The sequence below is a fragment of the Planctomyces sp. SH-PL14 genome (genome assembly GCF_001610835.1).
GTDB lineage: Bacteria > Planctomycetota > Planctomycetia > Planctomycetales > Planctomycetaceae > Planctomyces_A.
In genome coordinates, this window is sequence record NZ_CP011270.1 from 1,764,753 (window position 1) to 1,789,592 (window position 24,840).

General features: G+C 65.8%; 15 protein-coding genes and 1 pseudogene. 6 read left to right on the top strand and 10 right to left on the bottom strand.

Annotated elements, in window-relative coordinates:
• Positions 1-43: 43 nt before the first annotated feature.
• Positions 44-907 carry a formyltransferase family protein gene (locus VT03_RS06930; protein WP_075092322.1) on the bottom strand — a complete coding sequence of 288 codons (864 nt, stop codon included), beginning with the start codon at positions 905-907 and terminating at the stop codon, positions 44-46.
• A 713-nt stretch (positions 908-1,620) separates the two neighbouring features.
• Between VT03_RS06930 and VT03_RS06935 the strand changes: the two genes are divergently transcribed.
• Positions 1,621-2,046, top strand: a complete 426-nt coding sequence (locus VT03_RS06935; protein ID WP_075092323.1) for a CBS domain-containing protein — start codon at positions 1,621-1,623, stop codon at positions 2,044-2,046.
• Positions 2,047-2,132: 86 nt separating this feature from the next.
• On the opposite strand, the gene VT03_RS06940 is transcribed toward VT03_RS06935, so the two are convergent.
• The gene (locus VT03_RS06940) at positions 2,133-4,019 is read right to left on the bottom strand and encodes a CocE/NonD family hydrolase (protein WP_075092324.1); all 1,887 of its coding nucleotides are present in this window, start codon (positions 4,017-4,019) and stop codon (positions 2,133-2,135) included.
• 819 nt (positions 4,020-4,838) lie between these two features.
• Here VT03_RS06940 and dnaE point away from each other — a divergent pair.
• Positions 4,839-8,582 carry a DNA polymerase III subunit alpha gene (gene dnaE, locus VT03_RS06945; RefSeq protein WP_075092325.1) on the top strand — a complete coding sequence of 1,248 codons (3,744 nt, stop codon included), beginning with the start codon at positions 4,839-4,841 and terminating at the stop codon, positions 8,580-8,582.
• A gap of 386 nt (positions 8,583-8,968) precedes the next feature.
• Here the strand turns inward: dnaE and VT03_RS35190 are convergent.
• Positions 8,969-9,226: pseudogene (locus VT03_RS35190) on the bottom strand (DUF1883 domain-containing protein); the annotation flags it as partial.
• Positions 9,227-10,782: 1,556 nt separating this feature from the next.
• Positions 10,783-11,550: a hypothetical protein gene (locus VT03_RS06960; protein ID WP_075092327.1), complete on the bottom strand. Its 768-nt coding sequence runs from the start codon at positions 11,548-11,550 to the stop codon at positions 10,783-10,785.
• A 515-nt stretch (positions 11,551-12,065) separates the two neighbouring features.
• On the opposite strand from VT03_RS06960, the gene VT03_RS06965 reads away from it, so the two are divergent.
• Entirely contained in the window at positions 12,066-12,785 is a 720-nt protein-coding gene (locus VT03_RS06965) for an MIP/aquaporin family protein (protein ID WP_075092328.1), read from the top strand.
• 314 nt (positions 12,786-13,099) lie between these two features.
• The gene (locus VT03_RS06970; protein ID WP_231870613.1) at positions 13,100-14,302 is read left to right on the top strand and encodes a class I SAM-dependent rRNA methyltransferase; all 1,203 of its coding nucleotides are present in this window, start codon (positions 13,100-13,102) and stop codon (positions 14,300-14,302) included.
• A gap of 30 nt (positions 14,303-14,332) precedes the next feature.
• Here the strand turns inward: VT03_RS06970 and VT03_RS06975 are convergent, their stop codons facing one another.
• The 6 genes from VT03_RS06975 to VT03_RS07000 all read right to left on the bottom strand — a co-directional run bounded on the left by VT03_RS06975 (position 14,333) and on the right by VT03_RS07000 (position 22,190).
• Complete coding sequence (locus VT03_RS06975; protein ID WP_075092329.1) at positions 14,333-14,674, bottom strand: type II toxin-antitoxin system RelE/ParE family toxin; 342 nt, start codon at positions 14,672-14,674, stop codon at positions 14,333-14,335.
• Entirely contained in the window at positions 14,671-14,928 is a 258-nt protein-coding gene (locus VT03_RS06980) for a hypothetical protein (protein WP_075092330.1), read from the bottom strand. The genes VT03_RS06975 and VT03_RS06980 overlap by 4 nt, the downstream gene beginning before the upstream one ends.
• 101 nt (positions 14,929-15,029) lie before the next feature.
• Positions 15,030-16,061 (bottom strand): DMT family transporter, encoded by a 1,032-nt coding sequence (locus tag VT03_RS06985; protein WP_075092331.1) that lies wholly within the window; start codon positions 16,059-16,061, stop codon positions 15,030-15,032.
• A 142-nt stretch (positions 16,062-16,203) separates the two neighbouring features.
• Complete coding sequence (locus tag VT03_RS06990) at positions 16,204-17,589, bottom strand: DUF1501 domain-containing protein (protein WP_075092332.1); 1,386 nt, start codon at positions 17,587-17,589, stop codon at positions 16,204-16,206.
• Positions 17,590-17,711: 122 nt separating this feature from the next.
• Positions 17,712-20,585, bottom strand: a complete 2,874-nt coding sequence (locus VT03_RS06995) for a DUF1553 domain-containing protein (protein WP_075092333.1) — start codon at positions 20,583-20,585, stop codon at positions 17,712-17,714.
• A 213-nt stretch (positions 20,586-20,798) separates the two neighbouring features.
• Positions 20,799-22,190 carry an AI-2E family transporter gene (locus tag VT03_RS07000; protein WP_156514338.1) on the bottom strand — a complete coding sequence of 464 codons (1,392 nt, stop codon included), beginning with the start codon at positions 22,188-22,190 and terminating at the stop codon, positions 20,799-20,801.
• Between the two features lie 508 nt (positions 22,191-22,698).
• Between VT03_RS07000 and VT03_RS07005 the strand changes: the two genes are divergently transcribed.
• Together VT03_RS07005 and VT03_RS07010 are read left to right on the top strand one after the other, a co-directional pair.
• Entirely contained in the window at positions 22,699-23,226 is a 528-nt protein-coding gene (locus tag VT03_RS07005; protein WP_075092335.1) for a MarR family winged helix-turn-helix transcriptional regulator, read from the top strand.
• Positions 23,227-23,351: 125 nt separating this feature from the next.
• Positions 23,352-24,827, top strand: a complete 1,476-nt coding sequence (locus tag VT03_RS07010) for an efflux RND transporter periplasmic adaptor subunit (protein WP_075092336.1) — start codon at positions 23,352-23,354, stop codon at positions 24,825-24,827.
• Positions 24,828-24,840 lie beyond the last annotated feature (13 nt).

Below are 24,840 nucleotides of genomic sequence, written 5' to 3' on the forward strand. Positions count from 1 at the left end.
AAGCTGCTCCGTCGTGCAGTGCTCGATCGACGCGGAACGACGCCTACTTCCGCGAGTTCTTGATGATCCGGTGGAAATGCAGCTCCACCTCCCGGTCGATGACCCGCCGCAGTCCTTCGCTCAGGACGTTCGGCTCGTTGTCGGTCTCGCCGATCCGCGTGATCTCCTCCAGCGGCGTCCCCGGGAAGACGTTGAACGTCCCCTGGTGAATGATCTGATCCCCGGCATCGAGCTCGGGGATGATGAAGTGGACCGTCGCCCCGTACGTCAGCATGTGCCGGACATAAGCGTCCTGGTAAGGCCGGAAGCCTGGGAAAGACGGGAGCAATCCGTGGTGCAGGTTGATGATTCGCCCGCCCGCGAATTCCCAGCAGATCCGCGGGGGCAGAACCCGCATGTACCGGGCGAGGACCATGTAATCGACCTGGTACTCGTCGAAAAGCCGCGTCATCTCGCCGTAGTCGGGATCGCCACCCTTTCCGATGTTGTGGAACGGGACGCCAAAGTCTTCCGCCAGCCCCCGGCAGGCGTTCCGGTTTCCGATCATCACCGCGCACTGCGCCTTCAGCCGGCCGTCGCGGATGTCTCGCAGGACGGCCCGGGCCGGCTCCGGCCGGTACGTCGTGCAGAGCGCAATCCGCGGCAGGTCCTTCCGCTCATCGCGGGCCCAGGTCCGGATCGACAGGCCCTTCCGCTCGCCGATATCCCGCATCGCCTCCCGCAGGGTGCTCACGGCCCCCGCTGACTCCGGCCACTCGACCCGCAGCAGCATCGCAAAGAGCTGCTCCGCATCGTGGTCGTACATCTGGATTTCGTGGATGTTGGCCCCGGCATCCGTCACATAGTGAACGATCGGATCGGCCAGGCCCCGGTTGTCAGGTCCGACAGCGGTGATGGTGACGTGCATTGGCTTGATGGCTCGCTACGGTGATCTCAGGAGTATAGGACGAAGGGGCCGCCGCGCGGAAAGCGTGGCCGGTTGGACACCAAATTCTTGCGGATCACGTCCTGCGTGGTTTGGATAGGCGCTCAAAGGTGTCTCCGGCAGCGGCTGCATTCGCCGATTGGTGGTCGCCAAATGCGGGTCCAGGGGCACCCTGGTCAGGGGATGCAAGGGGGAGAATCCCCCTTGCCCGCCGGAGGCCTGGCCGTCGAGAGATGTCTGAAGGAGTGAGTGTCCAAGCGCGGACGCCGTGTCGTATGCCCCCCTCACCAACCCGCGGGGATTGCAAAGTGAGCGGTGTGATGTGAGGGAGTCCTCAACGTTGGGACCACAGAGGGGACATCCGTTGTGTCCCACGGTTCCGCGACGAAAATGCCTCCGGCGGCAAGGGGGCGTGGCCCCCTTGACCCCAGGCTGCCGTGGCACGTTGGGTTTGAGGTGGCAGAGTCCTACCGGCAAGAACACGGTTCGGGCTGCACCCCGGATGCGGCGTCGGTTCACCCACCCTGCTTTCTCGACAACCACCAGTTCGTGCCGCCATCGCCCGATTCATCCCCCAAACGGCTTCTTCCACAACGAAATCCTGCGTCGGAACATCAGTTGCCGCGCTCTCTGGAACGCCTCAGCCGCGGGGTTCGCCTACGGCAACCTCCCACACCCCAAAAGGAGTTCAAACGATGCTCGTTTCAGAAATTATGACCTCACACGTGGAGTGTATTTCGCCCGACGAATCGCTCCGTTCCGCCGCAGAGATGATGCGCCGCCTTGATGTCGGGGCCCTCCCGGTCTGCCACGACGACCGGATTGAAGGGATCCTGACCGACCGCGACATCGTCATCCGCGCCATCGCCCAGGGCCGCGACTGCAACGAAACCCACGTCTCGGAGATCCTCACGGCCGGAATCCGCTTCTGCTTCGAAGACCAGGACTCCAGCGAAGCGGGGCAGATCATGGAAGAACACCAGATCCGCCGCCTCGTCGTCCTCAACCGCGACAAGCGGATGGTCGGCATCGTCTCGCTCGGCGACCTCGCGGTCCGCGAGCCCGATGAAGCGGTGTGCGCAGCCGCCCTCGAACACATCTCCGAGCCGGGCAACATGTAGCCGCCCCACAGCGGTACCGGCCCAGCCGGTCACGCCCCTGAGAGACAGACCGTCTCCTCATCCGAACCTCGCCGCCGCCGGCTACCTCAAGGGAGGACGCCGACAGTGAGCGAGGTCGGGTGATTTGTGTCCCGGTACAGGCGATGAGTCGCCTTCTGAAAATCCTCCGGCTTCGCAAAGTGGATATTCGGAACCCAGCTCTGCGGGTTCCGATCCACCAGCGGGAACCAGGTGCTCTGAATGTGGACCATCAGCCGGTGGTCCTTCTTGAAGCGGTGTAGCACGTCTAGCAGGTCGATCCGTACCCGCGTCGGAACGCCGGGCTCAAACGGCTCGGGCTTCTCGAAACTGTTCCGGAACCGCCCGCGGAAGACTTCGCTCCGGACCATCATCTGATACCCCGGCTGCTTCTCTTTCTCCGGGGCCGCGGGATTGACGTCGATCAGCTTCACGATGAAGTCGGCATCCCGCCCGGTCGTCGAGACCCACAGGTCGACCGTCATTGGCCCCGCCAGCACGAGGTCTTCCGTCAGCGGCGGCGTCTGGTAGACAAGGACATCCGGCCGCCGCGCCGCAAACCGCTGGTCGTCGACCATGTACTCAATCGGCATCCCTGGCGCGATCGTCTCGGTCGAGGGGACGGGCTTCGCGGGATCGCTGACGTATTCGTCGTACGCCAATGACGCTCCGCCCTTCTCGCCCCCTCCAGCCGACGGCTTCTGGCCGGCGTCACCAACCGCCAGCAGCCCTCCTTCGCGGAACAGATAGGTCCGCGGCTGAACGGACTTCGGCGGCCATGCATCGAACGTCCGCCAGGTGTTCGCTCCCGTCTCGAACAAAGTCGCCTCGGCCAAGCCCGGCGTATCGGCGTCCTTGAGGTACTTCTCGAAGAACTTCAGTTCGATCTCCGCCCGATAGAAGGCAGCCGTCTTTGAGCCGAACGTCGCCGGCCCCAGCTTCTCGCCGTCCGTCGAATACCACCCGCCGTGGTGCCACGGGCCGACCACCAGAACGTTGTTGACCTTCGGGTTCAGCGCCTCGACCGACCGATACGTCTTGAACGAGCCATACAGGTCTTCGGCATCGAACCATCCCGTCACAGTCATGACCTGCGGGGCCACGTTCTTGAGGTGCGGCAGGATGTCCCGCTTCTGCCAGAACTCGTCCCGGTTGGGATGGGCCATCATCTCGGCCCAGAACGGGACGTTCTCCTTGAGGTGCTGCTTGTAGACCGTGTCGGTCGTCGCGGCGTCGAGGAAGAACTGGTAACCGTCATAGGTCGCGTACTTGGCCGCCTCGGGACGTTCGGTGATGAGCTGCGGCCGCGGCTGAGCGTTGGCCCCCAGCCAGCGGTAGGCGTGGGCCAGGAAGAACGCCCCGTTGTGCAGGAAGTCGTCGAAGTACCAGTCCCCCACCGGAGCCTGCGGCGAGACCGCCTTGAGTGCCGGATGGGCGTCGATCATTCCCGCCGAGCAGTAAAAGCCGGGGTACGAAACCCCGAACATCCCGACCCGGCCGTTGTGCCCAGAGACATTCTTGAGGAGCCACTCGATCGTGTCATAGGTGTCGCTGCTCTCATCGACATCCTTCGGCCCCTTCTTGTCGACGACATGCGGCGTCACCTGCTGGAACTCCCCGTCGGACTGAAACCGCCCGCGGACGTCCTGGATGACAAAGATGTACCCCGCCTTCACCGCCTCCTCGCTCGGGCCGATCTTCTCGGCCATCTTGTCCACGCCGTACGGCCCGCTGCCGTAGGGGGTCCGCTTCATCAGGATGGGCCACGTCTTCGTCGTATCGCGAGGGCTGTAGACCGCCGTGAAGAGCTTCACTCCGTCCCGCATGGCCACCCGGTGTTCCTGCTTCGTGTAGTGAAGCTGGATGTAGCTCGCTAGCGGATTCGCCTCCTGAGCGAACGATGCCGGGGCGAGGACGTGAACGAAGAGGGCCAGCAGGAAAAGCATTGGGCGCATGGTCTCTCGAATCGTGGAGCCAGGGAGTTCGGAGATCCGACCGGCACGGGAAGCGTCGCCACTCCGATCTGTGTGCATCTGCGTTCATCTGTGGCTAGAACGAATTGAGCCACAGATGGACACAGATCAACACAGATGAGCAGCCATCGGCGCTGGTACCATTCCGCGAGCTTGGTCAGACGTCTGCAGGGTAAAGCGGATCGCCGGCCGTGGCGACAGATGGGCCGATTCTGATGGATGCAGAGTGTTGACGGGGTGAAATCGCCTCCTTGCCGGGACGACGCCCATAGCTCAAACCCAACGTGCCACGGCCGCCTGGGGTCAAGGGGGCCACGCCCCCTTGCCGCCGGAGGCATTTTCGATGGGGAACCGTGGTCAGCAACGGATGTCCCCTTTGTGGTACGAGCTATGAGGACTCCCTCAATCCACACCGCCGGCGATGCAATCCCCGCGGGTTGGTGAGGGGGCATACGGCACCGTGTCCGCGTTTGGACACGAGCTCCTTCAGACATCTTCCGACGAGAGGGCCTCCGGCGGGCAAGAGGGCGTTGCCCCCTTGCATCCCCCACCAGGGTGCCCCTGGACCCGGTTTATGAGCCCGAAGCTACGCCACGTCGCCCGGCCACCATCCAGCGAACGCACCCATGTCGACGCCGTCCATCTACCCTAACCCGCGACATCCACGGCCATTGCGCCGCTCCCCGTCAAAACCGCTCGGAGCCGGGCCGCAGCGCCGATCAGATCTGGTACAATCCCGGTTTCACTCCGGCGCGAATCAGTCGCGCTGTTCCCCGCCATCCCCTCCGCTCGCACGGATTCATGAGCGATCTCGCGACCCCCGCAGCCGAGGCTGCCCCGGTGCGGCCCTTCGCCCACCTTCACTGCCACACCCACTACTCCCTCCTCGACGGGGCCAGCAAAATCCCCGACCTCGTCAAGAAGGTCAAAGAGCTGGGGATGGACTCGTGCGCCATCACGGACCACGGGAACCTGTACGGCGCACTCGAGTTCTACACCAAGTGCAAGGACGGCGGCGTCAACCCGATCCTGGGGTACGAGGCCTACATCGCCCCCGGCCACCGCACGGACCGCAGCGCGTCGCGGATGAAGGACGCCACGTTCCACCTCACGCTCCTCGCCATGAACGCGACGGGCTTCAAGAACCTCTCGCGGATGGCCTCCAAGGCCTACCTCGAAGGGTTCTACTACAAGCCCCGCATCGACAAGGAACTGCTCCAGCAATACCACGAAGGGGTCATCTGCCTCTCGGGCTGCGCCTCGAGCGAACTCTCGCGACTCCTCCTGGGTGGCGAGAAGGAAAAGGCCGAATCGCTCGTGAAGTGGTACGTCGACCTCTTCGGCGACCGCTTCTACATGGAGATCCAGGACGGCGGCGTCGAGATCCAGCAGTCCTGTGCTGAAGCGACGATCGAACTCGCCGATCGCATGGGGCTGCCGCTCGTCGCCACGAACGACGCGCACTACCTCTGCCAGACCGACGCGTCGATGCACGACGTGCTCTTGTGTGTGAACACAAAAGCCCGCGTCACCGACGAAAACCGGATGAAGATCAACACCGATCAGCTCTTCATCCGTTCTCCCGAGCAGATGTACGCCGCCTTCCCGAACCGGGCCGAGGCGGTCGCCCGCTCGCAGGAGATCGCGAACCGCTGCAACATCGAGCTCGACCTCAAGACCCGGCACTACCCGGTCTTCACCCCGCCGCCGCCGCTGACCGACAAGGACTATCTCCGGCAGGTCGCCTACGACGGCATGAAGTGGCGGTACGGAGAGAACCCCGAGCAGAAGTTCGTGGACCGGCTCGAGTTCGAGCTCGGCGTCATCAACAAGATGGGGTACGCCAGCTACTTCCTCATCGTGTGGGACTTCGCCCGGTTCGCCCGCTCGCAGGGGATCCCCTGCACGGCCCGCGGAAGCGCCTGCGGGGCGATCGTCGCCTACCTGCTGGGGATCAGCGACGTCTGCCCCATCGAGTACGACCTGCTGTTCGAACGGTTCCTCGATCCGAGCCGGACCGAGGCGCCCGATATCGATATGGACTTCTGCCGGGACCGGCGGGAAATGGTCCTGAACTACGTCAAGGAGAAGTACGGCGTCGACAACGTGGCCCAGATCGGGACGTTCGGCACGCTGAAGGCGAAGGCGGCGATTCGCGACGTCGCCCGCGCGCTCGGGGTCGACCTCAAGCGGGCGGACGAAGTCGCCAAGATGATCCCCGAAACCCTCAACATCAAGATCACGGAGGCGATCGAGGAGAATCCGGAACTCAAGCAGCAGTACCAGGCCGATCCGCAGACGAAGGAGCTCGTCGACTTCGCGATCGCCATGGAAGGTCTCGCCAAGAGCGCCGGCACCCACGCGGCCGGCGTGGTCATCGCCGACCAGCCGCTCATCGAGTATGTCCCGCTCCAGAAACTCTCGGGCAAAGAGGACATCCTCACGCAGTGGACGGAAGTCGAGAAGGCGGGCCTTCTCAAGATGGATTTTCTTGGGCTGCGAAACCTCTCGATCCTCGACAAAGCCGTCCAGAACGTAAAGAAGCACCGCGGCGTCGACATCGTCCCGAAGGACCTGCCGCTCGACGACAAGCCGACCTTCGCCCTCCTCCAGCGCGGGGAAACGAAGGGGATCTTCCAGCTCGAGTCCGGCGGGATGCGGGACCTGCTGACGAAGATGAAGCCCGACAAGTTCGCGGACATCATCGCCACGTCGGCCCTCTATCGCCCCGGCCCCCTGGAAGGGGGGATGGTCATGACCTACGTGAACGTCAAGCACGGCCGCGAGCCGGTGCCGACCGTTCACCCGATCGTCGACGGCGTCCTGGACGAGACCTACGGGGTCATGGTCTACCAGGAACAGGTCATGCGGATCCTGAACCGCCTGGGAGGGGTCGAGCTCGCCAAGTCGTACCAGTGCATTAAGGCGATCTCGAAGAAGAAGTACGACATCATCGCCAAGTACAAGGAGCAGTTCCTGGAAGGCGCCGAGAAGAACGGCATGCCCCGCCAGCAGGCGGACGACATCTTCTCGCTGATCGAGAAGTTCGCCGGCTACGGCTTCAACAAGTCGCACTCCACGGCTTATGGGGCGATCGCTTACCAGACCGCCTATCTCAAGGCGCACTACCCGCAGGAGTTCATGGCCGCGCTCCTCTCGTGCGGCATGGAGTCGAGCGAGCGGATCGCGGAACACACCGACGACTGCCGCCGGATGCAGATCGAGATCGTCCCCCCGGACGTCAACCTCAGCGGCGTCGAGTTCACGGTCGTCGTCGAGGAAGTCCCAATCGCACCCGAAGGGGACGGGAAGGCTAAGAAGAAGAAAGCCGCCGATCCGAACGAGCCGGTCCCGACGAAGACGGTCCGCCGGGTCGCCTTCGGCATGGGCGCCATCCGCGGCGTTGGCGAAGGGGCCGTCAGGGCGATCATGGAGGAACGGGAGCGGAGCGGGGTGTTCAAAGACATCTTCGATCTCTGCGAACGAATCGACGGCAAGGTCCTGAACAAGGGGGCGCTGGAACTGCTCGTGAAGGCCGGGGCCCTCGATTCGTTCGGCCCCAACCGCGCCCAGCACATCATGGCGGTCGACCGCGCCATGCAGGCCGCATCGTCGAAGCAGCGGGACAAAGCCCGCGGCCAGAAGAACCTGTTCGAATTCGGCGGTGGCGGCGGCGGATCCAAGACTGCCGAAGCGGCCCCGCCCGACCTCTCGCTCCCGCCTGCGGACGACTGGAACTACAGCCAGAAGCTCGCCTTCGAGAAGGAAGTCATCGGCTTCTACCTGACCTCGCATCCGCTCAACGAGTTCTCGGAGCAGCTCCAGGCGTTCACGCAGAACCAGGTCAAGGATCTGCGGGACATCGGGGACGGCAAGGACGTCCTGATCGGCGGCATGGTCTCCTCGATCAAGAAGGCGGCCACCAAGAAGCCGAGCCGCAACGGCCACAGCAAGTACATCAACTTCGACCTGGAAGACCCCACGGGGGTCGTCCGCTGCATCCAGTGGCCGGACGATTTTGCGAGGGAAGGGGACAAGGTCGTCCCGGAGGCGATCCTCCTCGTCCGGGGCCGGGTCGACCTCCGCAGCCGCGAGCCGAACATCATCGTCAACAAGGTGATGACGCTCGAGCAGGCGGAGCGGGAGTTCACGAAGCAGATCCTGATCAAGCTCCGCCGCGGCTACCACACCGAAGACGACATGCGCCGCATCCGCGATACGCTCGCCGGCCACCCGGGCAAAACGCCGGTGGTCCTCGTCATCGAGACCTGGGAAGACAAGCCAGTCAAACCGCTCTCCGTCCAGAACGGAAATGGCAACGGCAACGGCTCGCACACCGCGGAAGCGAACGGGACGAACGGCCAGACCGCCCACACCGACGTGATCCGCAGCTACCTCCGCTGCTATCTGACCACCTCGGCCACGGTCGCCGCCAGCCAGCCGCTCAAAGACAGCCTGATCAACCTCCTCGGCCCGAAGGGTTTTCTCTTTCAGGCCAGCCAGCAGAACGGCAAAAGCTCGGAGTCGAGCGGCAACGGCCATTGAGGTCGCAATTCGTAGGCTGGGTCAAGACCCAGCAAAACCCGCCCTCGCTATCGAGAGACGCCGCCCATGAGGACGTACCGTCGAAGCTGCGAGGGCCGGCTCGACTTTTTACCGTTGTCACGCATGAGCGGCGTCCAATCCTGACGACGGATCTTGGCCGCGAGTCATTACGTCTCGCCATACGCCACGTTCGAGAGAGACATCCCTTCCGAATTGAGGCCATCGTCCTCCTGCCGGATCACAGGGGCGACGCAGCGCAGTCGGCGAAATAGATCGCATTGTCATTCCACCGACGGACGCACCGCTCTGGCGAACACGCGGCCCCATGTTCGCTCAGACGGCGGCCGCTACGAACCTTAAAGCTCCCCACGCCCGCGAGATCAGGACAGCATCCGCACCCCCGCACGGACAGAACCACGGAGTCCCTGCATGTCGACCGCTACGTGCCAGTGCCCCGATTGGGGAATCTGCAGGCGAACCGGAGTCCTACGGGCGAGACCGCCGATGAAATGGCAATTGCGACCATTCCGATAGCTCGAAAAGTTCGAGCTATCCAAGAGCCGGACGTGGGCCCCGGCGCTTAGCGTGATTTCAACGACTGCGCCGCTCTGGCACTGGCCGAGATCAAAGTGGATAAAGTTCATGGAAATGTCCTAAGAGATTGGCAGGCTTGACACTCGATGGTCGCACTGCCTGAAATGGTTCAGGGATAGGCGGTCGGGCGCCGTCCTCGGAACACCAGTTGCCGAATTCCTCGGAATTCCAATAGGCTCCCGCGCATCGCGGGACACCAAGAGCTACCCTTGTCCGAGAGGTGCCATATGTGGCAGGTCAAAGATCAAATTGTCTCGGACCCCGCCACGGGACTTACGATTCAGCTTGAGACCATGCCGGGTACCGATGCCCCGTATCGATTGCGACTTTTTGGGGATCTTCCGTTTGGGAATCGGGAGATCCTTTTCGACGCCGCCGGGAACGAGGCCGGTTCGGGAACGCTCCTTACCGGCCTGTGCAAACCGACTTGGTCAATCCCAGTCAGCGACCAGGCATAACCGAGTTGCAGGGGGGGAGCCGCCCGTAGTTCGCTAGGCATTCCGCAAGCAATTCCCGCTCACGGTTTGCAGCATCGATCGTCAACTCATACGCGTAGTACGAGGCTCGCTGGGTGCAAGGCCCCTCAGCTCCACTGAGATGATTCTGCAGACGGGACCGGATGGTGACCGTCGCTCCGGCAGCCCGACCGATATAGGTCAGACCACCTTGGGAGTCGTACAGGAGGTACACACCTTGGAGAGCTGGCGCGGCCGCGATCACGGCTGCACTGAAGGGAAACAAAGGCGTTCGGGGCATTGATAATGCTCCCAGCGGAAGTAGGATCGGCCGTTCGCCCCTAAGCTGGTAACTGGGGAGGCGCGCGTGCGGTACGACAGCCGGTTCTCCGCGAGGAAGCCGGCTGTTCTTTTGCGCGCACACATGCACACGCAGGTTTCCGAATCGAGGGGAGGGGAAGGGTCGCCAGCAGGGCGTTGGAAGAGAGTCTTGCCTGAAACTCGACCGCGCCGTCTTCTCGACTATTCCCAATGAACGGAAGAACATATCGCCAAGCGCATAATCGCGCCTAGCCGAGTTCCCCATTTTTTTGGATGCGGAGAAAAAGACGAGACGAGCCCGAAAAGGGCTCGCCTCGTACGCAGGAGTTTCAGGCAGGGGAAAAGTGTATCGGGCAAATACAGTTTCCGCAAGATCAGCTGTCCACAAGATGTAGTGTGTCGGTCATGCCCGGCCCGGGAAAGGGACTCCCAACATGTTGTGGTGAGGGGTAACCCACAAGCCCTTCAACCGCGTTGTCTGGACACTTAGATGTTCGTCTCATTTCCGCCGGATTGGGGAAATTTAGGAGCTCAACGTCTGGTATCACATCCTCTTGGGATCTGACATCAGAGCAGCCCAGCGTTCCTCACCACATCGCACGCTCGAGGCAGATGACTCCTAGTCAAACACCGCCTTCGCCGGGTCGGGTGGCTCTCGTCCCTGGAGGCTTTGCGGAAGGGCGTGGTTTGCGTTGGGCGACGTCTGAGTCCTCTTCGGCTGAATGACACGGCGGGTCGCTTCGGGGCAGCCGTGTCTGGGCGGCGCACCGGGAGCGGTCGGATGCATGGGCACGAAGTGCCCGGGGGGCCGCTTCCTGGACCATCCTTCCTCACGCCCGGGCGTCGTGGTGTTCGCTCGAACCCCGGCCTGTTCCCGGCGCGCCGATAGATCGGGGGCGGCTGGCCGTCCGACCGCGCCCCCGGGTTGGTGAACCTGACAATCGAGCCGATTTTTCGGCGCGTTTGCACGGGCAAAGGAAGCCCGTGCCGATAGACCGGCGTCCCCTCCTCGGAACGACGCCATGCCCAAACCTCTCACGACAAAACAGCAAGCCTTCCTCGAAGCCTACCGGACCTATGGCATCGTCCGGATCGCCGCCGCCAAGTCCGGCGTCTCCCGCGAACTCCACTACAACGCCCTCCGGGTCTCCGAAACCTACCGCCAGGCCCTCGCCGCCATCGCGAAGGAGCACGCGCTCCAGCTCGAAGAACAGGCCCGGACGATCGCCCGGAACCAGGGAGTCCCGGAACCGGTCTTCTACGGCCGGAAGCTCGTCGGCTTCAAACGCCGGTTCTCCGACAAGCTCCTGATCCTCCTCCTCGAAGCGAACCACCCCGAGAAGTTCCGCCGCCCCAAAGCCCCCCGAAAACGCCGCCCACCTGACAATGGGACGAAATTCCGGCCGCCCCGAACAGCCCGAACCCGTCCCGGGCCGATAGAGCGAAAACCCTCCCTCGAAGCGCTCCTCCTCGAAGAAGAAGCCCGGACCATTGCGATCCAGGGCCTCCCCGAACCGGTCTACTACGGCCGCCAGATCGTCGGCGTCCGGCGCCGATACTCCGACCGCCTCCTGATCTGTCTCCTCGAAGCCAACCATCCCCAGAAGTTCCGCTGGCGTCGCCGCGCCGCCCGGAGGAAGAGGAAACCTGACACTGGGGAGATTTTTGGGACGCCACACTTTCGGCTCGTCCCGCAACAGCGCTCCCAATCCGACTTCGTCTGCCAACGCCGCCGACGGACCCTCTGCTCACGGTTCGGAACCGCAGGCTGCGCCCAGGTGAGGGGGGCATCCGGCACCGAGCCGCGCCTGGACACACCCACCTTCAGACAACTCTCGACGGTCGGCCTCCGGCGGGCAAGGGGGGCCGCCCCCCTTGCATCCCCCGCCAGGGTTCCCCCTGGACCCGGGAAGGTAGCCCTCTCGCTCCGCGAGAGGAGCGCGCGACCGGCGCTCTCCCTCCCAATCCGAGCATCACCTCCCCCGAATTCGCGCACGAATCGCCCCGCAATTGCCCCAAACCTGTCCGTCGATTACAGCTCACCCATCCGGGACACCCACCGTCCCCCACCACCGCACGGCCTGCGCCGGCCCCAATCTGCGGAGTTCTCAAAGTGGCATCCCCCGCAACGGGCGAGTTCCTCGGAACACTCATCCTCATCCTCCTCGGAGACGGCGTCGTCGCCGATGTCCTCCTGAACCGGTCCAAGGCCCACAATTCCGGCTGGATCGTCATCACCGCCGGATGGGCCTTTGCCGTCGCCTGCGGCATCTTCACGTCGAAGGCGTTCGGCGGACCGGGGGCGCTGAATCCGGTCGGCCCCCTGACCGACATGGTCATCGGCGGCAAAGCGGTCGCGGACAGTCTTGTGCTCATCGCGGCCCAGTTCGCCGGCGCGTTCGCGGGGGCCGTTCTGGTCTGGCTCCACTTCCTTCCCCACTGGAAGGAGACGCCGGACGCCGCCGCCAAGCTCGGCGTCTTCTGCACCGCCCCCGCCATACGCAACGCTCCGGCGAACCTCCTCAGCGAAGCGATCGGAACCTTCGTTCTGGTCCTCGTGGCGTCGAGCGTCTCCCGGGCCGCCGTCGGCGGACTCGAACCCGCCGCTGTGGGCCTCGTCGTCTGGGCCATCGGCCTGAGCCTGGGTGGAACGACGGGATACGCCATCAATCCCGCCCGCGACCTCGCCCCCCGGCTCGCCCACGCCCTCCTGCCGATCGCCGGCAAGGGATCGTCAGACTGGGGCTACGCGTGGATCCCGGTGGTCGGGCCGTGCATCGGTGCCCTCCTCGGAGCGGCCCTGTTCGCCTGGGGCGCCGCGCCGGCCCCCTGATCGCCAGACGTCGCCTGACGCCGGACAAGCGGGGACGAGTTCGAACGATCACTCGTCCCTGAATTCTTGCGCCCCCCCGCGAAGTCTGGAATCCCATGCTCTGATCCGTATGCACCCGTGTTCCTCCATGGCGAAACCCAAGGGAGGTCCCGGATGACGGCAGATCGACATCGATAGAAAAAGCGGGAGCCGATCCGTCCTGTCTCGCGAAGTCGCGGATTTTCAGCGTCTCCCGGATTTCGAGTTTCGTGCGCCCGGCTTACTCTTCGCGGCAGCGGTTTCGCCGGAACCGCACTGTCCCGAATGAGCCCGCCGTGCCCCTCCTGCTGAATTCCGATCGCGAGCCCGTCGTCCTCCGTCTGGGGCGGGATCTCGTGCGGATGATCAAGCGCGGCCATCCGTGGGTCTACGCCGAAGCCCTCCGCGAGCTCCCCCGGGCCCCCGCGGGAGCCAGCGCCGTCCTGCTCGACAACAAGAAGGGCCGCGAGATCGCCCGGGGCTACTACGATCCCGGCTGCCCGCTCGCCTTTCGCGCCTGCACGGCCGAAGACCGGGTTCGCCTCGACGACCGCTGGGCCGAGCGGCAGTTCACGCGGGCCCTCGACCTCCGGCGACGGAGCTTCGGACCGTCAACGACCGGCTATCGACTTCTCAACGGCGAAGGGGACGAGGTCCCGGGACTCATCGTCGATCGCTACGGCGATGTCGGAGTCCTGCAGGTCGACGGTGCCGGACCGGCGGGCTTCTGGGATATCGACGGCATCGCCGAGTGGCTCCTCCACGAGGGTGGCCTCAAGGGGATCGACTTCAAACCCCGCGACCGCCAGTCGGAAAGCCGCCGGCTTGCCGGAGAGCTTCCGCCGGACGGCGTCGCGGAGTTCCTCGAGAACGGGCTCCGCTTCACGGCCGACTTCCGCCGCGGACAGAAGACCGGCTTCTTCCTCGACCAGCGGGACAACCGCGACCTGATCCGCCGCCAGGCCGAGGGGCGGAGCGTCGTCAACATCTTCGGCTACACCGGCGGTTTCTCGGTCGCGGCCGGCGTCGGCGGAGCCTCGCACGTCACCACCGTCGACCTCGCCGCCCCCGCGATCGCCGCCGCGGCAACACACTGGACGCTCAACGACTTGCCCGCCGAGCGCCACGAGGGGGTCGCGGCCGATGCCTTCGCGTTCCTCGAAGGGGCCGCGAGCCAGCGGCACACGTGGGACATCGTGATCGTCGATCCCCCCTCGTTCGCCCCTTCGGAAGCGGCTGTCCCCCGCGCCCTCGCCTCCTACGGAAAGCTCCTGACCGACGCCGCCCGGTGCACGGCCGACGGAGGCCTCCTGGCCGCCTCCTCCTGCTCCAGCCACGTCGGAGAATCCGCCTTCCTCGAAGTCTGCGAGGAGTCCGTCTCCGCCGCCCGCCGCCGGGCGACCATCGTCTCGATCACCAGCCAGCCGATCGACCACCCCTACCCGCTCGTCTTCAGCGAGTTCCGCTATCTCAAGTTCATCCTGCTGCGGCTGGACTGACCGGCGACAAGCCTGTCCGCTGCAGGCCGATCAAGACTCAAGCTCGGGATCTTCCAGCTCCCCTTCCCCAACGAAGTCCCGCCCGGGGGCGCGGACATGCATGACGAACACCGTTCCCTCGCGGATCGTGAACAGCATCCTGTAGACCCGTCCCCGTCGCGTCTTGAACAGGATCTCCCGAACCGAAATCGCCACGAACTCATCTTCAGCGGCCAGCGAACACGACTCAGCGTGGTCGGATAGCCTCTTCAAAGCTCGGTCGAGCGCCCGGATCCAGGAAGCCGCTCCCGCGACAGATCGCCCAGCGAGATGCCGGACAATTTCGTCGATGTCCCGCCTGGCCCGGGAAAGAATGCGAACAGCGTGGCTCATCCGTCCACGACCAGCCCGAGGCGTCCGTAAAGATCGGCGATGACCTCCTCCGCGGAGGTTCCCGTCTCCCCTCGATCCAGCTCAGCGGATGCCTCTCCCAGCGCGCCGAGGCTCTCCCGCAGTTCTTCCGCCTGGGGATGGCGGCTCCTCCAGGCGGCGTAGATCTCATCGATCGAGATCCCGCCGGACTCCAACCCCGCGTGCTCCGAGGCGAACCGATAGAAGCTTTCGAGTTGTTGCCGCGTCGACATCATTCGCGTGTTTTCCAATCCGCAGTCCGGCGGGAGTCGCCACTGGCGATTATCCGCGAGACGGGCGCGATCCTCCAGACGAAAGCGGCCGAAACCCGCGGCCATCACTTCGCCGCGGTCTTCCGCACCGGCGCATTGACGAGCGCAATCCCGAGGGCCACGCAGATCCCCGAGAGGAACAGCCACGGCGAAAGGACGTCGCCGCGGATCAGGACGCCGAGGGCGACGCCGAAGATCGGCGTCGCGAAACTGAAGACCGAAACCTGCGACGCGCTGAACCGCCGCAGGAGCCAGACCTGCAGCGAGAAGCAGATCCCCGACACGACGAGTCCCGCGTACAGGACCGCCGAGACGGTCCGCGTGTCCCAGCGGATCGGCCCGTAGTCCTCGGTCGCAAAGCTCACGGCCCCCATCGCGATTGCGGCGAAGAAGTTCCGCCACAGGATCAGGGGGCCCGCTTCGATCGCCCGCAGGGCGGGCCGCGTGGCGATCGTCATCAGGCCGAACAGGAGGCCGCTGACCGCGAGCACGACATCCCCCAGGACGGTCGGCTCGTCGAGCGACGTCGCCCCGGCCCGGCGGTCGGTCGCCATCAGGAGGACGACCCCCGCGGCCGCCACGAAGAGCCCGATCGTCTGCCGGACGCTCAGGCGGAAGGTCTTCAGGACCCAGGTCTCGATGGCCGCGACCCAGAAGACGTAGGTGTTGACGAGGAGCGTCGAGTGCGACGTCGTGGACCAGGCAGTCCCGAGCTGGAACGTGCCGATCTGAAAGAACATGTAGAGCGACATCACGACGACCGGCCGCCACTGGCCGGGGCGGATGCGGATCGAGGTCCCTTCCCAGCGGCACCAGCCATACATGAAGACGGCCGCCAGCAGGAAGCGGAACGTCGCCAGGAGCATCGGCGGAATGCTGTCCGTCGCGATCTGGCTGGCGACCGACACGCCCCCCCACAGCACCGTGCAGAGAACCGAGAGCACGACCCCCGTCGTCGTCAGGGGCGCCGGCCCCGCCAGAGCCTGCGCCGAGGAAGGGGCGACGGCGGCGGGCGGAGGGAGGGCGGTGGTGCTGGGAACAATGGGGGCGGAAACAGCAGGCGCGACAACCGGCTCCCGGGCGGGATCCTCGGACACTCTGACCTCAACACCTCGGGACACGACGGCGAGCCGCGGGAAACCGGGGATTGTAGGAGCGCGCGGGCGCCGAGTGCAGTCGAAGGTCCAAAATCGAGCCCGGGACGCAGCCAACGGCCCCTCGATTTCGAGCGGCCGTTTCTCACGCCAGGATGTCGTGGACCACGTTCCCGGCGACGTCCGTCAGCCGGAAATCGCGGCCGGCGTAGCGGTAGGTGAGCCGCTCGTGGTTGAGGCCGAGCTGATGCAGGATCGTCGCATGCAGGTCGTGGACGTGAACCCGGTTGCGGGCCGCGTGGTAGCCGACCTCGTCCGTCTCGCCGTACGAAATCCCCGGCTTGACCCCGCCGCCGGCGAGCCAGGCGCAGAAGCCCTGCGGGTTGTGGTCCCGCCCGTTCCCCCCCTGCATCGTCGGCGTCCGGCCGAATTCTCCGGCCCAGACGACGAGCGTGTCGTCGAGGAGCCCGCGGGCCTTGAGGTCGGCCAGGAGAGCAGCGATCGGCTGGTCGGTCGCCAGCGAATTCTTCTCATGCCCTTCGCGGAGGCCGCCGTGCTGGTCCCAGACGTTCCCCGTGGAGAGCTCAACGTAGCGGACCCCCGCCTCGACGAGCCGCCGGGCCAGGAGGCACTGCCGGGCAAAGTTGTCGGTCGCCTTCTGGCCGACGCCGTACTGGTCCTGCGTCCCCTTCGACTCCTTCGACAGGTCGAGGGCACCGGGAGCACACCGCTGCATCCGGCTGGCGAGGTCGTAAGCTTCGATCGTGCCGGTGATCTCGTTGTCGGGCCCGACGCGGTCGAGGTGGGCCCGGTTGAGCGACTGGATCAGGTCGAGCCGCTCCTGCTGCCGGTCGGCCTTCTCAGTCGACGCGAGGTGCTCGATCGTCGCCTCGCCAAGTTTTCCCTGCCGGCCGATCGTCGTTGCCTGGTGCTCGGTCGGGAGGAAGGCGGCCCCGTAGTTCCGCGGGCCGCCGTGGCCGCTCGAGGGGCCGATCGAAACGAACGTCGGCAGGTCCTGGTTCTCCTTGGCGAGGCCGTACGAGACCCAGGCGCCGACGGAGGGACGGACGAGGTTGTCGCTCCCGGTGTGCATCATCGAGACCGCCTGGCCGTGAGACTGGCCGCGGCTGTGCATCGAGCGGATCACGCACAGGTCGTCCGCCTGCCCGGCGATGTGCGGGAGGAGCTCCGAGACCCACAGCCCCGACTCGCCGTGCTGCCGGAACTTCCACGGCGACTTCATCAGGACCGGCTTGGCGTCGAGGTTGGCCGGGGCTTCGAACGGCAGGGGCTGGCCGTCCCGCTTCTGGAGCTCGGGCTTGTAGTCGAAGGTGTCGACGTGGCTCGGCCCGCCGTGCATGAACAGGAAGATGACCCGCTTGGCCCCCGCCGGATGATGCGGCGCGAGCTCCGCCGGTGCCGAAGCGGCTTCCAGCGTCCGGCCGGTCATTCCGGCGAGAGAGAGGGCCGCGGCGGCGCTGCCGAAACGCTGGAGGCAGGTGCGTCGGGTCGTGCTGGAACGAGTCTTCATCAGAGCGACTTCCGAAAACGTGTGGTCTGTTGCAGAGGCAGGATTCGCCGGCGGTCGTTGACGTTCGCGGCTCGGCAGGAGCCTCGCCCTCCCGGGCGGGAGCCTTGCCCCACAGGGGCCGGTCAGTCGAGCATCCGGAAGGAGGAGGAGGCGAAGATTGCGTGGACGAGCTCTCTCCACGCCTCACGGGCCTTCGCATCGGTCAGCGAATCGAGGCCGGCCCGGTCGACGAACTTCTGGGCGATCGTTGCCTCCTCGATCGTCGGGGGACGGCCGAGGGTGAACCGGTAAAGCTGGTCGATCCGCTCGCTGACGGTCGAGAGGTCATCCTTCAGGGCCCGGTCGACGACCCGCTGGGACTGAGCCGCCACGAACTCGCCGTTCAGCATCCACAGCGCCTGGGCCGGGACGTTCGTCTCCGACCGCTGGCCGGTCACGAAATCGGGATCGGCAAAATCGAAGACCCGCAGCAGCGAGGGGAGCTCCGTCCGGATCACGGGGGTGTAGACCGTCCGGACGTTCCCCTCGGACTGCGAATAGCCGCCGTCGTCCGCCCGGTTGACGGTCACGAGCGTTCCCAGGCCGCTGACGGCGGAATCCGACTGGCGGCTGTCGAGCTGCTGCCCGGCGGACAGCATGGCGTCCCGGATCGCCTCGGCCGGGACTCGCTTGCGGTGGGCCCTCCAGAGGAGCTTGTTCTCAGGGTCCGCCGACCAGCTTCGCTCTTCATAGGCGCTCGAGAGCTGATAGACGTGGCTGAGGACGATCTTGCGGACGAGCCACTTCGTCGACCAGTCGTGCGCGACGAACTCCACCGCGAGCTGATCGAGCAGTTCCGGGTGCGTCGGCCGGTCTCCCAGCATGCCGAAGTTGTCGACGCTCCGGACGAGTCCCGCCCCCAGGAGGGCGTGCCAGACGCGGTTCACGTAGACGCGGGCGGTCAGCGGATTGCGGGAGTCCGCCACCCAGCGCGCGAGAGCCAGCCGGCCGCTCTCGTCGGCCGCGATCGCGGGGGGCTCATCGAACATGGCGACCTGCAGGAACCCGCGGGCCACCTTGGGGCCGAGCATGTTCGTCTCGCCCCGGATGCAGATATTGCAGTCCCCCTTCTGGGGAGCGTCGTTCACCGCCAGGGCGACCGGCGCGGGGGGCGGAGCGGATTCGGTGAGCGCCTTGAGCTCCTGCTTGAGCTGCTCGAGGTCCTTCTGAGCCTCTTTGGCCATCGCGCCTGAGGCGGGCTTCTCGCCATCCTTGGACGCCACCGCCATCTGCAGCTCCTTCTTCGGGACGAACTGGACCGCGTCGACGATGACGTATCCGTCGGTTCCGGCGTTGGAGATCGTGACTTCGGCCGGCTTGTCGGCGTTGAACTCGAAGATCCCGATCGGCCGCAGGAGTTTTTCGAGCGGGGCGACCTGGGACTGGTCGACGGTGACCACCGATTCGCCCGCGGAATGGACCACCGTCACGGGGACGTTCGTCGCCCGGCCGTTGCTCCCCGGATAGGAGATGCGGACTTCGTATTCACCGTCGGCCGGAAGGTTCGTGCGGAAGGTGACCCGCTTCTGCCCCTTGTCGAGCTTGTCGTCGTGGATGTACCCCTTGCCGACGAACTCCTTCGAATGGACGGAGGCTTTCCACTGCCCGACGACCTCGGCCTGCGTGTCGTCGACCGTGATGCCCTGCTCCAGGTAGCTCGTCAGCGACGCGGAGGACTTCTGCTTCTTGAGGGTCTCCTCCGCCGCCTTGATCCGGTTCTTGAGCTCCTTCGACTTCTCCTCATAGACCTTGAGGGCGGCGGCGTGCTCGGGTTCGATCGGGAGGGGCTGGCGGACCCAGTTCGAGACATACTTCTGAATCTCTCCGTCGAGCACCTGCGTGCTGCGGAAGATTCCGGCGAGGGCGTAATAGTCCTTCGTCGGGATCGGGTCGAACTTGTGGTCGTGGCAGCGGGCGCAGCCGAGGGTCATCCCCAGGAAAGCGCTGCCGACCGCCGAGACCTGCTCGTCCACGACGTCCATCCGCAGCTTTTCCTTGTCCCGCTCGCTCAGCATCTTGGTCCCGAGCATCAGGAACCCGGTCGCCACGGTCTGCCGCTCGCGGGCCGCCTTGTCAGCCGCCGGCAGAAGGTCGCCCGCGATCTGCTCGACGATCAGTTCGCTGAACGGGCGGTCGGCGTTGTAGGCGTTGATGATGTAGTTGCGGTAACGCCAGGCCTCGTGGAACGTGGCGTTGAAGTCGCCGCCGTTGGAGTCGGCGTAGCGAGCGACGTCGAGCCAGTGCCGGCCCCAGTGCTCGCCGAACTGCGGCGACCGGAGGAGATGGTCGACGTACCGCTCGACCGCCTGGGGGTCCTCGCTGTCGAGGAAGGTCTTGAGGTCCTGGTCGGTCGGCGGCAGGCCGACGAGGTCGAACGAGATCCGCCGCAGCAACGTCGCGCGGTCGGCATCGGGCTGCGGCGCGACTCCCTTCGCTTCCTGCTGGTTGAGGACGAACCGGTCGATCCAGGTCTTCGGCCAGTCGGCGTTCTTCACCTCGGGGAGGACATGCGACTCGGCGGGCTGGAAGGCCCAGAACGAGCGGCCGGCTTCAATGTCGAGCCCTGCCTTGGCCGTCGGCCGGGTGACCGATTCCGTCCGCGGGTCGGGGGCCCCCATCGAGATCCAGCGCTCGAAGTCCTTGAGGACATCCTCAGGCAGCTTGCCGGAGGGGGGCATCTCATAGTTTTCGTACCGCAGCGCCTGCAGCAGCACGCTGTCTTCCGGCTTCCCCGGGAACAGCGAGGGACCGCTGTCCCCCCCCGTCTTGAGCCCTTCCGCGGTGTCGACGAGCAGCCCCCCCTTGAGGGACTTCGATTCCGCGGAGTGACACTCGTAGCAGTGCTTGATCAGGATCGGGCGGATCTTCGCTTCAAAGAACTGAACGCCCGCGGGATCCGCGGCCCAGGCGGGTGCGGAGAGCAGGGCGATGATGGCGATCAGTCGTATCGTGCGCAAACGACATCCTCCCGACCCGGAGACCCACGAATCAACGCCCCAGCATACGACAGCCCGTATCGGCCCCGAAATGGAAAGTGGGAGAATTTTTCCGCGTCGCCGGGAGTGACCGCCGGAATCGCGCCGGCTCCTCCTTCCGGCAGAACCGAACGGGTCCGGGTCAGGCGTTCGAGCGAGCGGGCCGACTGAGACCTCCGACCGCTTCCATCCTCGTCAGGGCTCACATTGAACGCCCTCCTCGATCGTCCCCCCGTAGGCAGTCCGCCGCTTCCAGATATGCAGCAGGGCGTCGGCGATGGCGAGCAGCACCGGTCCGAGGATGATCCCCGAGGCCCCGAACTGCGCCAGGCCGCCGAGAATGGCGAAGAACACGAGCAGGGTGTGGAACCGAAGGCGTTTCCCGACGAGAAACGGGTTCAGGAAATTGTCGATCAGGCCGATCGCCAGCAGCCCCCACGCCGTCAGGATCGCGGCCCGGCCGAGGTCGCCTTGAATGGCGAGGTAGGCCGCCGTCGGGGCCCAGATGACGAACGTTCCGAGCATCGGAACAACTGCCAGCAGTCCCATGACCGACCCCCACACGAGCGGTGAGGGGAGCCCCAGCCACCAGAACATCAGTCCTCCCATGGCCCCCTGCACGGCTGCGACGACGACTGCGCCGAAGATCGTGGCGTGGATCGTGTCGTCGACCCGCTGAAAGACCTCTTCGGTCTCGGGGCGGGAGAGCGGCATGAGCGAGCGGACCACCTCCAGGGCATGGTGCCGGTCCCGCAGGAAGAAGAAGAGGCAGAGCGTCGTGATCAGGATCTGCATCCCCAGCCAGACCGCCCCGGCGACTGCGACGCCGACCCCCTGGCCGAGCATCTCCAGCCCTCGGGCCCACGGAACGGTCGTCTCGTTCGCCTCCGGCGCGACGAGTCGGGGATCGATCGCCACGGCCCCGTTGTCTGGTGTCGTTTCGTCCACGGAGGCCGGTGCCGCGTCGCCCGCCGCTCCCGCATTGGGTGTTGCGGTGCCGGGGGCCATGGCGTCGGGGGGCGTATTGTCGGGTGCAGGCAGGTCCCCCTGTTCCGCGGCCTCCCGCGCGAGACCTTCTGGCTCCGCGGGCTTCGTCGACGGGAATCGGGCGTCGAACCAGTCCAGGACCGGCCGGAGGCGAGGGTTCTTTTCGAGCCGTTCGCGCCATTCCTGAGTCCGGATCTGCTCCTGGACAATCCGTGCCGCGGATCCCGCTTCGCGGACGAGGTGCGCGGTGACGAACAGGATCGGCACCACGACGAGCACGACGACGCTGGCGACGGCGAGCCCGGCGGCCAGGTTGGCGTTGGTGACGTAGCACCGAATGCGGGCATGAATGGGATAGGCGACTACCGCCAGCGCCAGGGCCCAGGCGAGTGCCGGAAGGAACGGCAGCGCGAGGCGGTAGCAGAGGTAGAACACGATCACCGAGACGGCCACGAGCACCCCGGCGAGGGCGCGTTCCCGGGTCAGCCACCCGTCGTTGTCCTCGGGGGACTTTTCGTTCGGGGCCCCTCCGCTGGTCATCGGCGGGACCGGTGGGATCAGGGTCACCGGCGGGGCGTTGTTAGGCGGGCCGGCGGTCATGAACGGGCTCGTGAGGCTTGGACCGGCGACCCCGCGCAAGGTCCGTCCCTGCACCGGGTTGCCGGTCACCCGAACGAGTCAGCAGCTTCCGCGCCATCTGTCAAACGCCAGCCCGATTTCCGCCCTCCACCAAACCGGGTCCAGGGGCACCCTGGTGGGGGATGCAAGGGGGCAACGCCCCCTTGCCCGCCGGAGGCCGTCTCGTCGAGAGATATCGGAAGGAGATCGTGTCCAAGCGCGGACACCGTGCCGTATGCCCCCTCACCAACACGTGGGGATTGCAAGGCGAGCGGTGCGATATGAGGAGTCCTCAACGCTGGTACCCCAAAGGGACATCCGTTGTGTCCCATAGTTCCTCATGGAAGAGGCCTCCGGCGGCAAGGGGGCGAGACCCCCTTGACCCCGGCTGCCGTAGCACGTTGGGTTTGCGGGAGCAGAGCCGTGCCGGCAAGGACGCGGTTCGAGCCCAGCACCTCCAAAACTTTACGCTCATGAACAATTCAGGTTCGTGAAGTATGTTGGCCAGTCCTCGAACTTTCCCTGCGCCGCGGTCCCGCCCGACATGATCGCCCCCGAGCCTGCCACCCCCACCTGCCGCACCGCCTCCGACGCGGAACGGCTCCTGCGCAGCCTCCACCATGTCGTCCGCGAACTCATGATCGTCGACGACGGAGCGGCCGACCTGCCCCTCCGCCAGTACCGCGTCTGCGTCCTCCTCTTCGAGCGGCCTTGGTCCATGACCGAGATCAGCCGCGAAATGGGGATGTCCTCCAGCGCCATGTCGCAGATCGCAGACCGCCTCGAACAGGCCGGCTTCGTAACCCGGCATGTCGAAGACGGCGACCGCCGCGTCCGCCGCCTGCGGCTGACGGAACGGGGAGAAACCCTGATGCGGTCGCGCGAAGCGATCCGCCTCGATCGGACCCACCGCGTCCTTTCGCACCTGACAACGGCCCAGCGGCAACAGACCCTCGACGCCCTCGACCTCCTGGTCCGCTCCGGAGTCCGCGCCGCCGAAGCCCCTCCCGATTCCTGACCTCAGTCCGCGTTTCCTCTCCGTCTGCCGGACGGAGAGGAAACCGGCATCAACTCGTTCCGTCACCGCCAACCGCGTCCAGCCCTTCCCGTTCCACCACGCCATCCGCACCCGCGCCGCCCGCCATGCGAATCTTCATTGCCTTCATCCTGCTCGCCGGCGTAGTCGCCGGCGGCGCCGCGCTCTACGAGAAGTACGGCCATCCCGATACGACCTCTCCCTTCCGCACGACGCAGGTCGAGCGGGGTGAAGTCCAGGTCACGGTCGGAGCAACCGGGACCGTCCAGGCCGAGGAAGTGGTCGACATCGGTGCCCAGGTCGTCGGCCGGATCAGCGAACTCGGCCCGGATCCACGCGGCGAGACCGATCCCGCCTTCAAGGGAAAGACGGTCGACTACGGAACGCAGGTCGAGGAAGGCTCGATCCTGGCGCTGATCGACAAGTCGGTCTACCAGGCCCAGCGGAACCAGGCCCAGGCGGCGGTCGACCGGGCCAAGTCCGACCTGCTGCAGCTGCAGGCCAGGGCCCGGCAGACGGAAGCGGAGTGGAACCGGGCGGAAAAGCTCAGGCACCTCAACCTGGGAGGCGAATCCCCCACGGGCTCCCGGTCCAGCGTCCTCTCGGCATCGAAGATCGTCGGCATCACCGACGCGGACTACATCCTCGCGAAGGCCAACTTCGACGTCGCGACGGCGAACGTCGAGGTCGGCAAGTCGACGATCGCCCAGCAGGCGTCGACCCTCGAACTGGCGGACACCAACCTGGGATACACCGTGATCCGGTCCCCCGTGCGAGGGACCATCATCGACCGCCGCGTGAACATCGGCCAGACGGTCGTCGCCAGCTTCAACGCGCCCAGCCTGTTCCTGATCGCCAAGGACCTGACCCGCATGCAGGTCTGGGCCTCGGTCAACGAGGCGGACATCGGCAAGCTCAAGGTCGGCCTCCCGGTCCGGTTCCGGGTCGATGCCTTCCCGGACGACACCTTCCGCGGTGTCGTGGCCCAGATACGCCTCAACGCCACGATGAGCCAGAGCGTCGTGACCTATACCGTCGTCGTCAGCGCCAACAACCCGGACCTCAAGCTCCTCCCCTACCTGACCGCCGACCTCAAGTTCGAGATCGACTCGCGGCCGGACGTCCTCAAGGTCGCCAACGCCGCCCTGCGGTACGAGCCCCCCACCGCCCTGATCGACCCGGCGTTCCGCACCGACTCTCCTTCGTCCGAAGAGGCCGGCCAAGGTCCGCGAGGCGAATCGCGGGGCGGCCCCCCCCGCCAGGGTCCGCCATCCAACGGCCCTGCGCCAAACGGTCCCGCCCGCGGCGCCGGTGAGGCGTCCCACAAGGGAGGGGATGCGGCGCATGGGCCCAAGTCCAACGAGCGGGTCCTGTGGGTCGAGAACGGTCAGTTCGTAACGCCGATCTTCGTCAAGGTCGGCCTGACCGACGGCGTCTCGACCGAGATCATCAGCGACGAGATCAAGGAGGGGATGGCGGTCGTCATCGGCGAGCGCCGCGCCAACGAGGCGCCGCAGGAGAAGGTCAACAACCCCTTCGCCCCGCCGCCATTCCGCCGCGGCGGCAGCGGCGGCCGCCGTTAGTCCGGTCCTCCGG

What these genes read in the sequence shown, in the direction of transcription:
- dnaE (WP_075092325.1), top strand. Translation starts at nt 4,839, where the DNA reads ATGAGCGATCTCGCGACCCCCGCAGCCGAGGCTGCCCCGGTGCGGCCC.
- VT03_RS07000 (WP_156514338.1), bottom strand. Translation starts at nt 22,190, where the DNA reads ATGACCGCCGGCCCGCCTAACAACGCCCCGCCGGTGACCCTGATCCCA.
- VT03_RS06980 (WP_075092330.1), bottom strand. Translation starts at nt 14,928, where the DNA reads ATGATGTCGACGCGGCAACAACTCGAAAGCTTCTATCGGTTCGCCTCG.
- VT03_RS06960 (WP_075092327.1), bottom strand. Translation starts at nt 11,550, where the DNA reads ATGGTTGGCTTCGAGGAGACAGATCAGGAGGCGGTCGGAGTATCGGCG.
- VT03_RS06975 (WP_075092329.1), bottom strand. Translation starts at nt 14,674, where the DNA reads ATGAGCCACGCTGTTCGCATTCTTTCCCGGGCCAGGCGGGACATCGAC.
- VT03_RS06940 (WP_075092324.1), bottom strand. Translation starts at nt 4,019, where the DNA reads ATGCGCCCAATGCTTTTCCTGCTGGCCCTCTTCGTTCACGTCCTCGCC.
- VT03_RS06935 (WP_075092323.1), top strand. Translation starts at nt 1,621, where the DNA reads ATGCTCGTTTCAGAAATTATGACCTCACACGTGGAGTGTATTTCGCCC.
- VT03_RS06930 (WP_075092322.1), bottom strand. Translation starts at nt 907, where the DNA reads ATGCACGTCACCATCACCGCTGTCGGACCTGACAACCGGGGCCTGGCC.
- VT03_RS06990 (WP_075092332.1), bottom strand. Translation starts at nt 17,589, where the DNA reads ATGAAGACTCGTTCCAGCACGACCCGACGCACCTGCCTCCAGCGTTTC.
- VT03_RS07010 (WP_075092336.1), top strand. Translation starts at nt 23,352, where the DNA reads ATGCGAATCTTCATTGCCTTCATCCTGCTCGCCGGCGTAGTCGCCGGC.